At 51.5% G+C, this 13,025-nt stretch carries 7 protein-coding genes; 3 read left to right on the plus strand and 4 right to left on the minus strand.

Features of this window, described 5'->3' with window-relative positions:
• Positions 1-6 precede the first annotated feature (6 nt).
• Together recB and recC are read right to left on the minus strand one after the other, a co-directional pair.
• Complete coding sequence (gene recB, locus BN3003_RS08765) at positions 7-3,696, minus strand: exodeoxyribonuclease V subunit beta (protein WP_058356246.1); 3,690 nt, start codon at positions 3,694-3,696, stop codon at positions 7-9.
• Entirely contained in the window at positions 3,686-7,048 is a 3,363-nt protein-coding gene (recC, locus tag BN3003_RS08770) for an exodeoxyribonuclease V subunit gamma (RefSeq protein ID WP_159061426.1), read from the minus strand. Before recC ends, recB begins: the two co-directional genes overlap by 11 nt.
• 204 nt (positions 7,049-7,252) lie before the next feature.
• Here recC and BN3003_RS08775 point away from each other — a divergent pair, with 204 nt between their 5' ends.
• The 3 genes from BN3003_RS08775 (at position 7,253) to BN3003_RS08785 (ending at position 10,934) form a co-directional block, all read left to right on the plus strand.
• Positions 7,253-8,149 (plus strand): basic amino acid ABC transporter substrate-binding protein, encoded by an 897-nt coding sequence (locus BN3003_RS08775; RefSeq protein ID WP_058356248.1) that lies wholly within the window; start codon positions 7,253-7,255, stop codon positions 8,147-8,149.
• Positions 8,150-8,252: 103 nt separating this feature from the next.
• Positions 8,253-9,134 carry a basic amino acid ABC transporter substrate-binding protein gene (locus BN3003_RS08780; protein ID WP_199822569.1) on the plus strand — a complete coding sequence of 294 codons (882 nt, stop codon included), beginning with the start codon at positions 8,253-8,255 and terminating at the stop codon, positions 9,132-9,134.
• 123 nt (positions 9,135-9,257) lie between these two features.
• A complete protein-coding gene (locus BN3003_RS08785) occupies positions 9,258-10,934 on the plus strand; it encodes a glutamine--tRNA ligase/YqeY domain fusion protein (protein WP_058356249.1) in 1,677 nt (558 codons plus the stop codon).
• Positions 10,935-11,191: 257 nt separating this feature from the next.
• Here BN3003_RS08785 and BN3003_RS08790 read toward each other — a convergent pair whose 3' ends face one another.
• Entirely contained in the window at positions 11,192-11,626 is a 435-nt protein-coding gene (locus BN3003_RS08790) for a PaaI family thioesterase (protein ID WP_058356250.1), read from the minus strand.
• Between the two features lie 70 nt (positions 11,627-11,696).
• A partial coding sequence (locus BN3003_RS08795; protein ID WP_058356251.1) for a glutamine synthetase family protein occupies positions 11,697-13,025 on the minus strand: 1,329 nt, incomplete at its 5' end.

Here is a 13,025-nt window from a genome sequence, read left to right on the forward strand (position 1 = left end):
ATATTGTCATGAAGCAAGTATGGGCGTCAATTTTTCCAGCTCACTGGCTGTTATGTCCCAACGCCAAATGCCTTGCGCAGATTCGGCCTGCATCCCGCGTAAAAACAGGTAGCGGATGTGGATGCCCGCGGCTTGAAAGCCACGACTTTGCAAATAGCGTTCCACCGCGATGGCATAAATCAGCGCCTGTAAATAATAGCGGTGTTCGGTAATCGCATGGTCGAGTGCGCGTGTTTGGTAAGCTTCGCGCTGCATGCCCAAGTGATTGGATTTGTAATCAATCACATACACACGGCCATTGCTGGCCACACACGTCAAATCAATAAAGCCGTTTAAATAACCACTGATGTCTCTAAAGCTCACACCTTGTAAGGCAGACTTCATGGTAACAGGTAAACTTGAATTTTGTAACCATTTTCCAATTTCAGTGGCATTAAAATCGTCTGCGCGCAACACAAAGCCCATTTCGGGCAGATATTGCTGGCGCTTCAGGCCGGCCAAATTCACATCGGCATCGAGTGTGGCTAAACGGGTGTCGTCTATCATTTGGTACAGTGCAGCATACCATTCTGGGGCAATTTGGTATTGTTCCAAAATGGGTAAATAGCGCTCTGTTTGCGACGCTGCCGTTTGGGTAAAATCGGTCACTTCCAATAAGGCATGCATGCACAAACCGGCTTCGGTGCCGCGTTGAAAATGAAAAATATCAAATTCATTTTCAGATTCAGGAGTATCGGCTGCTGTTGCAATATCATCGGATGCGGCCTGTAACTCGGCTGCATCCATTTCTGGCACCAATTCTTCGCTGATGGCGTGGGTGACATGGCGCGAGATGCCGCTGAAGCTGGTGTATTCTTGCAAGCGGTAAAATGGCAATTGCGCTTGGGCGGCTTGGTAAGTCACCAAGGCGCGGCTGTTATCCAGCCAACCTGCGTAAGCCGGCATGTCTTCTTGCCACAACAGCGGAATGCCATGTTGCTGCGCCCAGTGCTGCCACAAGTCTCGATACCATTGTTGTCTGTCATTGCTGTCTTTAGGTATCTGGGTTTTCCAATAGTCCAGTACTGCATTTAGGTCGCTGTCATGCTCTGGCGTGATGAGGTAATTGAGCACATTGTCTTTGCTGGCGGCGATGATACAGGCCGATAACACCAGTTTTTCGGCCGCACGGGTTAAGGCCACATACAATAAACGCAGGCTTTCGGACACATCGTCTTGGGTCAAGCGCACCGTATCGTCTGCGCTCAAACACGGTTTGCTGACCACGCTGACGCTGCCATCCGCGGCATGGACCAAATTAAATTCAGCGGCCTTGAATTCGTGCTCATCCCACACAAACGGGCAGAACACCAATGGGTATTCCAAGCCTTTGGAGGCGTGCATGGTGACGATTTTCACCAATTCCTCATCGCTTTCCAGTCGCAAACTGGCGCTGTCGGTATTGGTAGCGGCTGCTGCTGCGATTTGTTCTGACAACCATTGCAGCAAAGATTCCGCGCCAAAGCGTTCGCTCGCTTCATGCGCCAACAATTCAAACAATTGTTGCAGATTGGTGAGGCCGCGTTTGTCGTCGCGGCGCAGCAAATCGGCGCTGATGCCGCGTTTGTGGTCGAACATTTGCCATGCGGCGTAAATGCCGCGCTGTTGCCAGATTTGCTGCGCCGCCAGCGCGTCTTCCATCCAGCTGATCAGTTCGGCTTGGTGCTCGACTTGGTTTAAGCGCTGCAAATCGCTGCTGCGGTAGGCCAACAAAACACTTGCCAACACCGAACGCAATAAGCCTTGCTGTTGCGGGTTTTGCCACCACTGCAATAAAGTCAATACCGACTTGGCTTGTGCCGATTTAAACACCGAATCGCGGCTTAAAATCACGCTGCTGATGCCATGTTCACGGCTCAACACCTCGCGCACTTTCTCGCCTTCGTTGTGGGTGCGCACCAGTACGGCAATGTGTTTGGCCTGTAAGACACCGTCTTGATAGTGCAGTTTGCCTTGTTGACTTAAGGCCAAATGGCGCGCAATGTCGGCGGCGCAATACTCGGCCGCTCTTTGTCTGGCGGTGTCTTTGGTCAGTGTGTCTTCGCCGTCTTGCATCAGCCATTGCACCACCAACGGCGCGGCATTGGGCGAGAGTTTGCTCTGTGCTCGCGCCGCGTGCACATCAATGTAATCAATGTTATCCAGCACAAACGGTTTGGCTTTATTCAAAAACAGCGCATTGACGCTGTTGACCAAGGTTTGGTGGGTGCGGCGGTTGGTGTCTAAGGTGTGGTGGGCATCGGCATCGTGTTTGGCCTGTAAATAGGCATGGATGTCGGCGCCGCGAAAGCGGTAAATCGCTTGTTTGGGGTCGCCAACCAAAAACACCGGTTTGTGATGGGCGCGGAAGATGGTATTGAAAATGCCGTATTGCAGCGGATCGGTGTCTTGAAACTCGTCGATTAAGGCCACTTGCCACATTTGCTCGCTGATGCGCGTGGCCAAAGCCTCGCCATGTTCGGGGTTTTGCAATGCGGTGGCCACATCGGTGAGCAAATCATCAAAGCCCAATTGCTGTAAACGCTGTTTTTCGGCGCGCCATTTGGGCAACACATATGCCCACAAATCGACGTGAATTTGTTCAAACAATGCCTGTAGGGCATTGGATTTGTCACTGAATAGTTCAGGGATACGGGTTAATAATGAAAAGGTCTGGCTTTCATCCTCACTGAGAGGTGGAGATTTTTTGCTGGTTTTGGCAATTAATACTTCGCTTCCAAGGTTAACCAAGAATTTTAAGTGATTTTTATCTAAATCAGCCCAGCGTTGATTGGGCAATAATTCATGCAAGGTTAAAAATAAATTTTGATATTTTTCTGATTTGTATGTTCTGCCATCTAAGCGTGGAAGCAATGTATCAAACGAAGTTTGTAATTTAGGCAGCGTAATGATGAGAGAGTCAGCCAGAATTTGTAACTGAGCATTGATTTCATCGACACTATGTTGACATTTGGTCAACATGAAAGAATCGGCCTGTAAATCGGTACGGGCAAACCATTTTTTGATGTTGGATAAAGCGCTTTGAGGGGTGATTTCTTTCTCTATGCAAAGTGTGGCCAACTGAATGTCGTTGATGACATGTTGCCGCCAAAAGTCGGCAGCCAAGCGCAATTGTGCCGCGCTGGTGTCGTCGGCCAATTCCATTTGAAACGGCACTTGGCACAAAAACGCAAACTCACGCAATACCCGCTGGCAAAAGCCATGGATGGTGAAAATACCGGCATGGTCAAACTGGTTGATGGCGGCCTGTAAACGCAAACGCAAACGTGAGGGGGCTTCTTTGGCCAAGGCCAACGTCAAAATTTCAAACAAAAACGGTTCAAACTCGGGCAGATGTGGCGCGTGTTGGCGCAAGTCTTGACGCTGAGCATAAGCGGCCTGTAACACATTGGCAGCATCGTCGCCATCGCTTAAGCCTTGCAATTCGCGCAAAGCATCGTCCAAACGCGCGCGCAAACGCGTTTTCAATTCAGCGGTAGCGGCATTGGTAAACGTCACCACCAAGATTTTGTCCACGGCCATGTGTTCCAGCAACACCAAACGCAAAAACAAGGCGGCGATGGTCCAAGTTTTGCCCGTGCCGGCCGAGGCTTCGATCAATTGGGTACCCGCTATGGGCACATCCAAGGCCAAAAAACGTGGGTTATCATGACTCATGCGCGTCTCCTGTGGTGGTTGGGGTGAGATTGCTGATGGAGGCGTACATGGGCAGGCACAATTGCTGCACGATGTCGGCAAACAATGGCCGCTTGATGGGTTCGTCGTCGGGCGCGAGTGCGCCGAAAACCAAGGCTACCTCGGTTTCATCGGCTTGGGCAAATTGCACCTTATTGCCGTGGTATTCCAAATAAGCGGTTTTTTGGGCGGCTTCAGGCATGTCAGTATCGTCGGCTTGGGCTTTTTCTTGCCATGTTTTAGCGGTTTTCAGTGAGGTACGGGCGAAAAACGGCAAAGGCTGGTCTTGACCCAGTTGCCAATAATTCAGGCTTTGCAGCAACAGTGTGCGCGCATGGTCGGCCGACAAAGGCTGCAATTGCCACGGACTTTCTGCCCATAGCACGGTAGTGGTTTTGGGCGCGTCGCTGTCGTCGCAAGCACAATAGGCCAAATGGGTCAGCCACACCGCCATTTTTTCAGGGAAATTGGGATTGTGGTTCATCCAAAAGAGCTGTCCTTCAGTGGTGCGGTGGCGCAAGCTGATGTGCAATTGCGCCACGCTGCCATCGTCAAAACGGTGTTGTATCTCGGTTTCCAACAAGGGCAACGCTTGCGCGCTAAACCATTTGGACTCGAGGCTTAACACTTGTTGCTGCATCTTGCTGGCATACAACGGTGCCAATTCGCCCATAGGCAGTAAGTTGGCATGGCAGACTTGTTCAAATGCGGCCTGTAACGAGGTATTGGCACGTCTGGCGGCATAAAACGCATCGTAAACCAATGCCGCAGGGTCGCGCTCCAGTTCAAACGGTTCTTGCTCTGGCCACGGCGCATCGCCATAAGTCGGCGTCCAGCCCAATTGTTGGCGCAGCCACACGCGGGTAGGGTTTTTCCAAAATTGCAGCCATTCGTGCATGGACAATTGCACGTCTATTTTTTGCTGGCGCTCGCCTTGTAAACCGTTCAAATAAGTATCGTCTATGAAGGCGCCGACGGTTTTCGGTGGCGCGCTTAAGGCTGTTGCCAAGTCTTGGCGGTAGCTGCGCAAGTCTGAGTTTGGCTTAAAGTATTGTTGGGAAAACGCTTGCAATGGGTGGGTTTGTATCCATGCGGGTTCGGTGCCGTCGCCTTCGAGCAAGTCTTTGCTGGAAGCGCCGACCATGGCGGCAATGGTGTCTATGAATTCGTATACCACGGTGGAGGCGGCGAGGGTGTCGTCGTTTTTAATGCTTTTGCCGATGTAAGAAATGTACAGTTGTTCGCGTGCGTTCAGCAGACATTCTAAGAACAAGTAGCGGTCGTCATCGCGGCGGGAGCGGTCGCCTTTGCGCGCGCGGTGGTGTAAGGCGTCTTGGTAAATCAAATCGAAGGACGGCGCTTTGGTATCGCGTGGGAATTCACCATCGTTCATGCCGAGCAAACACAGCATTTTGAATGGCAAACCGCGCATCGGCACCACCGAACAAATGGTGATGCCACCGCGCAAGAAGCCGGCTTGGCTTTCTTGCTCCAAAAATGCGCCGACATGGCGTTTGACCAAGGCAAATTCCAACACACCGTGGTATTGCGCCAATTCGGTTTGCGCCAACCAATCGGCCAAATGCTGTTGCCATTGCTGCAAGGCAAACACATCGGTGTCCAGAGGCACAAACAAATCGCTGACAGCGGCCTGTAAACGGCTCACCCAAGTTTTCACATCGGCAGGCTGTTGCCAGTCGCTGTGGTATTGCTGTAAGCCATGCACCAATTGCCACAACTGTGCCAGCAGCGGCCAATGCGTGGGCTCGCTGGCGTAAGGCACGGCGTCTTGCCACGCGTGGTGTGCGCTGTGTTGCGGTAACAGCCAACCCATGACCACGCGTTCCAAACCTTGTTGCCATGTAAACGCCGCATCGGTGCCACCGAATTCACGCCGCATCTCGGCATCCAGCCCCCAACGGATGTTCAAATCGCGGATGACGGTGTGCAATACCGCCACCGCTTCGCTGTCCCAGCCAAAGCGCTGTTGGATGGCAGGGGCGTCGAGCAAGGGCAAGAGGTCGAGCAATTCAAAACGGCTGTCCATCAAGCTTAAAAATTGCTGTATCGCTTGCAATAACGGCTGTTGGCGGCTGAGTTTGACGTCGGCCACCGAGTAAGCCAAGGCCTTGCCATCGGGGCTGTGTTTGCCAAACACTGCTTCTAAAAACGGCAAATAGGCATCGACCTTGGGCATTAACACCACGATGTCTTGCAATTGCCAACTGGGGTTGGCGGCCAAGCTGGCGATGATGTGGTCTTTGAGGATTTGCAATTCGCGCAGCGGGCTGTGAGCGCTGTTGATGATGACTGAACCATCGCGCAATTGCGGATGCTTCAAGCCCGATTGCGTTCTGTCGCTGCTGGCTGGTTGAGGATAATGCAAATCGAGCAAATCGTTTTGCAAACGCGCCAGCAGCGTGTTATCAGGATTGCGGGCGAAATACTCGCCTTGGTAGTCGTAGTCTATGTCGCTGGTTAAGGCATCGAAGAAGTCGCGGCCTTGTTTGCCCAATGAGGCCAATAAAGGGTGGCCATTGTGCACGGCCAATTCGGCCTCGCTCATGTGCCCATATTGTCTGAGCAAAGTCGCGGGCTCAATGATGTTGCCCCAATAGGCTTGGCTGGGGTTCATGGCGAAAATGTGCACATCGGTGTATTGCGATAAGGTGCGAAACAGCTCCAAATACATCGGTGCCATCGAGGTAATGCCAAACACCCAAATGCGCTCGGGCAGTTTGGCGGTGGGCAATGCGGCCTGTAAACGCTGCCACAATTGCAAACGGTGTTCGCCATGATGGCTTTCTTGTGCCGTCAATTGGCGCCACAAATCCGCTTGCCATGCCTCATCGCTGTCCAAATCCAATAACTGGCCGTTTTGCCATTGTGCTATCCAATCGGGGCGGTAGATCAGGTATTGGTCAAAAATGTCCGCCAAGATAAAGGCCAAATCGTAATAGGCTTCGGGCCGGCTGACCATGTATTGACGCAAATAGGCAGCGGCGGCGCTGTCTTGCTCGCGAAACGGTGCTTCTTCAAACAATTGCATCAGCCGCCAATGCAAGACATGGGTGGCAAACGGGCTGAGCTTGGGCAGCGTGCCCAAGTTTTGCTGCATGATTTGCCACATCAAACGTGCGGGCAGGCTGAAATCGATGTTGGCGGCAATGCCGTTTTGCTGTGCCAAGAAGCGGTTGAGGTAGCGGCGCATGCCTTGGCTTTGGATGACGATGGTTTCAGGTTCAAACAAACCGTCCAAAGGCATGCTATTTAGCAAGCTGGCCAAAGCTTGGGCCAAGTGTTCAAGGCGATTGGATTGGTGCAAGATCAGCATGCGCATTCCCACTAAGACAATGCGCCATTATGACGGTGTTGTGCATGTGCCGCAATCTGCTAAGTTATGTGAAATATGCGTGAGATATGGCGGATTTTAAGTTGACCGCCTTGCGTGACAAATTTATAGTGTTTGCAAGGCTGCTCGAATCGGGTGCGCCACACAATAAACAACGACAGACAAAAGAACCAACTGGAGAAAAATATGCAAGTGATTTCAAAAACCTCGTTCAGCTTGTGCGCCATGGCCGCGGCTTTGATGTTAAGCGCGTGTGGTGGCGGTGAAAAAGCGGCTGAGCCTGCAACACCTGCTTCTGGCGCCGCTTCTGGCAGCACCGCCAGCACCGATGGCACTGCTTACACCGTCAGCTTCGACGCTTCGTATGCCCCGTTTGAATACCAAGACGACAAAGGCAATGTGATTGGTTTCTCCAAAGACGTGATTGAAGCAGTAGGCCAAAAAGCCGGCATCAAATTCCAATTTGTGAACAAACCTTGGGAAGGCATTTTTGAAACCTTGAACACCGGCGACAGTGATGTGATTTCTTCCAGCGTGACCATCACCGATGAGCGCAAAGCACAAATGGACTTCTCTGAGCCGTATTTTGAAGCCACGCAAATGATTGCGGTTAACGATGCCAAAGGCAGCGACATCAAATCGTTTGAAGACTTGAAAAAAGGCAAACACTTGGTATCGGTACAAACTGGCACCACCGGCGACATCGTGTCACAAAAATTATTGGGCAAAGACAGCACCCAAATCAAACGCTTTGAAAGCATGCCTTTGGCTTTGAAAGAATTGTTGGCCAGCGGTGTGGACGCGTCTGTGGGTGACAATGGCGTGGTACAAAACTTCGTGACCAACAACCCTGATGCGAAATTGCGCACCATTGTTGATCCGACGTTTGAAAAAGAACATTACGGCTTTGCGGTGAAAAAAGGCCGCAGCGACGATTTGCTGCAAAAAATCAACACCGGCTTGGCTGGCATCAAATCCGACGGCACTTACGACAAGATTTACGCCAAATGGTTTAAAGCCACGCCTGGCGCTGCTGCCGCACCTGCACCAGCAGCCGCTTCTGCGGCCAGTGGCGCGCAATAAGCGGCCTGTAAACATGAATAACCACACTGTTGGTATTTGAGTTGCTTAACAAGGGATGGGTGCCGAATCGGTGCCCATTTCTGTGTACAAAAGGATGAGAGACATGAAACAAAGCGCATTATTGAGCATCACGGTAGCAACTTTATTGGCATTGAGCGCGTGTGGCGGCAGTGAAAAAGCGGCCGAACCCGCCAAGCCAGCCAGTGCTGCCAGCGGTGCCGGTGCTGATGCAGGCAAAACCTATACTGTGGTCATGGACGACAGCTTTGCGCCATTTGAATCGTTGGACGACAAAGGCAATATCGTTGGCTTTGACAAAGACATCATTGACGCGATTGCCGCCAAAGAAAACCTGAGTTTTAAATTTGTGGCGCGCCCGTTTGACGGCATTTTTGAAACCCTAAAAACCGGCGATTCTGACATCGCCATCGCCGCCATCACCATTACCGAAGAGCGCAAACAAAGCATGGCGTTTACCGATCCGTATTTTGATGCGACTCAAGTGATCGTGGTAAACGACAAAGGTGCCAACATCAAATCGGCCAAAGACTTGGAAAAACACTTGGTCGCAGTGAAAACCGGTACTACTGGCGACATCGCCATTTCCAAATTGATGGGCGCGACCAATACCAACATCAAGCGTTACGAAAGCCTGCCTTTGGCTTTGAAAGAGGTGGTGGCCGGTGGTGTGGACGCGGCCGTGGGTGACAATGGCGTGGTACAAAACTTTGTCCTGAACAACAATAAAGACGGCAAGCAATTGCAATTGGTGTCTGACCCTGAGTTTGCCAAAGAGCATTATGGCTTTGCTTTGGCCAAAGACCGCAGCGATGATTTGTTGGCCAAATTGAATTCAGGCATAGGCAAAATCAAAGCCGATGGCACTTACGACACCATTTACCAAAAATGGTTTGGCGGTCAAACCGGTGCGGCGCCAGCCAGTGCAGCCAAAACTGCCTCGGCACCCGCCAGTGCACCACAATAAGCAATCAGCATGATTCCCACAAAGCCAGTTCACAGTAACTGGCTTTGTTGCCTCACAGAAGATGCTGCGTTGCGGTAATTCGGGTACAATCCCTCATTATGCTTCTATAGACACACCGAGCTTATGAATAAAGAACAATTTGCGGATAACCATTTTATCCGCACGATAATTGAAGATGATTTGGCCAGCGGCAAACACAAGCACATCCACACCCGTTTCCCGCCTGAGCCCAATGGCTATTTGCACATCGGCCACGCCAAAAGCATATGCTTGAATTTTGGCTTGGCTTACCTCTACGATGGTGTGTGCAATTTGCGTTTTGACGATACCAATCCTGAGAAAGAATCCGACGAATATGTGCGCTCGATCAAAGAAGACGTGCAGTGGTTGGGTTTCCATTGGGAAGGCGAGCCACACTTCGCCTCAGACTATTTTGAAGATTTGTACAACTATGCGGTTGCCTTAATCAAAGACGGCAAAGCCTATGTGGACGAACTCAATGCCGAAGAAATGCGCCAATACCGCGGCACTTTGACCGAGCCAGGTAAAGACAGCCCGTACCGCAGCCGCAGTGCTGAGGAAAACTTGGATTTGTTCACACGCATGCGTGCGGGTGAGTTTCCAGACGGCAGCAAGACTTTGCGTTTGAAAATCGACATGGCTTCCGGCAACATCAATTTGCGCGACCCGGTGATTTACCGCATCCGCCGTGTGCACCACCACCGTACCGGTGACAAATGGTGCATCTACCCGATGTATGATTACACCCACGCCATTTCCGATGCCATCGAAAACATCACCCATTCTTTGTGCACCTTGGAATTTGAAAGCCACCGTCCGTTGTATGACTGGGTATTGGACAACATCGCCATAGACGGCCATCCGCGCCAATACGAGTTTTCGCGCTTGGAATTGCTGTATTCGATTACCTCGAAACGCAAACTGAACCAATTGGTGACCGAAAACCATGTGTCAGGTTGGGACGATCCGCGCATGCCAACGGTTTCGGGCATGCGCCGTCGCGGTTACACCCCTGAAGGTTTGCGCTTGTTCTCCAAACGTGTGGGCATTTCCAAATCGGAAAACGTGGTCGACATGAGTGTGCTCGAAGGCGCGATACGCGAGGAATTGGAAGATTCTTCTCCGCGCATGATGGCGGTGCTCAATCCATTGAAAATCGAGTTGATTAACTACGACGAAGCCTTAACCCAAAGTCGCAGTGCGCCTTTCCATCCGCATCACGAAGAAATGGGCGAGCGCGAAATTCCGATTGCGCGCCACATCTACATCGAACAAGACGATTTCTCCCTCAATCCGCCACCAAAATGGCAACGCTTGACCGTGGGCGGCGAAGTGCGCTTGCGTTACAGCTATGTGATTAAGTGCGAAGAAGTGATTACCGACGAAGCTGGTAATGTGATAGAGCTGAAATGCTCGATAGACCACGACACTTTGGGCAAAAAACCCGAAGGCCGTAAGGTCAAAGGCGTCATCCATTGGTTGTCTGCCGAACATGCCGTGCCTGCGGCGGTGCGTTTGTACGAGCGCTTGTTCACGGTAGAACGTCCAGATGCAGTGCGAGGCGATGATGGCGAATACAAACCGTTTACCGAGTTCTTAAACCAACATTCGGTTACCGAAATCGACGCTTACGCCGAAGCCGTGGCCAATACCTTGGCGCCAGAAACTCGCTTCCAGTTTGAGCGCTTGGGCTATTTCGTCACCGACCGCTACGACCATACCACTGATGCACCGGTGTTTAACCGTACCGTCAGCTTGAAAGACTCTTGGCACGATTGATGTGACGTGTCATGAATTGAAAGCGGCCTGTAAGCATTTACAGGCCGCTTTTGTGTGTTGAAAACCGATTTTATCGATGTGTTGTCACAGTGAATGAGACAATCTTGTTGCCATGGTGAAACCTATGCACAGAACCCACACTTCACGTTCATTCTCACATGACTAGGAAACAGTTCATTGCTAAGCCTATCCGACGCTGTGTGTTTTTATGCGGCCTGTAAACTGGCAGGCCGCATACTGGCTCCATACAATCAGGTTTATTTAATCACCAAGCAACTGGCTGAGCCATAAGCATGGATTTTGCCATCGTCGCCGATGATGCGGCCTTCGGCGGTAAGTAAAGTGCGGCCGACGGTGATGACTTCGGCTTCGGCACGGTAAGTCTGGTTCGGCTGTAAGGCGCGTATCATTTTCACATTCAAATCCACGGTGCCAAAATTGATGCCCGCGTCCAACATGGTGTGGATGGCGCCGCCGGTGATGGTATCGATGACGGTGGCGTAAAAGCCGCCATGGATGCCGCCCAAGGTGTTCAAATGGCGCTCATCAGGGCGAACTTCATACGCTACTTTGCCGGCTTCCACTTCAATCACGCGCATCGGAATGGTGTGCGCCATCGGTGAGGACGGCAAAGTGCCGTCTTTGATGTGGTTTAAAAATTCCAAACCACTGTATTCCACTGCTGAATTCATGATGTGTCCTTATGCTGTTTGGTGTGTATTGTAACTGGCTACAGGCCGCATTTCTAATCTTTCTAATCACTTACACGTTCAGCAATAAGAATCGGCGCTCCCATGGCGAAATCACCTCGAAGAATTCCTCGAACTCGGTTTCTTTGATGGCAGAGTAGCAGCGCACGAAATGTTCACCAAACAGCTCGGCCACCGGTTTGCACGCCATCAATTCGGCCACGGCATCATCCAAGTGGTGTGGCAAATTGGCGGCTTTGTCGTAAGCGCTGCCAGTGAGCGGTGTGCTTGGTTTTAAGCCTTGTTGCATGCCGATTAAGCCAGCGCCCAAACTCGCTGCAAAGGCCAAATACGGGTTCACATCCACGCCGGGCAAACGGTTTTCAATGCGACGGCCAGCAGCATTGGATTCGGGCACACGCAAACCGCAAGTGCGGTTGTCAAAACCCCATTCCAAATTAATCGGTGCCGAGCTGAAACGGCTCAAACGGCGATAAGAGTTCACATACGGTGCCAAAAACGCCATACAGGCCGGCAAGTAAGTCTGCAAACCAGCAATGTGACTGAAGAAGATGTCGGTGGAATCGCCAGTTTTGGCATCGGCAAAAATGTTCAGGCCGGTTTGCTTGTCAATGATGCTTTGGTGCAAATGCATGGCCGAGCCGGGCTGACCTTGCATGGGTTTGGCCATGAAAGTCGCGTACATATTGTGGCGTATGGCCACCTCACGGGCGATGCGTTTGAACAAAAACACTTGGTCGGCCAAATCGAGTGGGTCGCCATGGTCGAGATTGATTTCCATCTGCGCCGGACCCATTTCATGAATCAAGGTATCGAGCGCAATGCCTTGGGTTTCGCACCAGTCATACATGATGTCGAAGACTTCATCGTAATCGTTCATCGCATCTATGCTGAAACTCTGACGACCGGCCTCGGTGCGTTGGGTACGGCCAACGGGCGGCGCCAAAGGCAAATCTTCATCGGGCTGAATTTGCACCAAGTAAAATTCCAACTCCGGCGCGATAATCGGTTGCAAACCCAAATCGTCATAGGCTTGCAACACACGTTTGAGCACATTGCGCGGCGCAATTTCGACCGGCTTGCCATCGAAACCATAAGCGTCATGAATGATGGCAGCAGAAGGGTCTTTGGCCCAAGGCACGAGGCGCAAGCTGGAAGGGTCGGGGATAAGGCGCATGTCGCTGTCGGTGATGGAGGCGAATTCTTCTTCGGGATAATCACCGGTAACGGTTTGGGTGAACACCGCTTCGGCCATGCGTATGCCTTCGGCGGGATTGTATTTGTGGCGTGGGATGATTTTACCGCGGGCAGTGCCGCTCATATCAGGCACCAAACATTCAATTTCAGTAATATTGTTGGCATCTAGCCATTGGCCGAAGCG

It is taken from the genome of Vitreoscilla massiliensis, from assembly GCF_001457815.1.
Lineage (GTDB): Bacteria > Pseudomonadota > Gammaproteobacteria > Burkholderiales > Neisseriaceae > Vitreoscilla > Vitreoscilla massiliensis.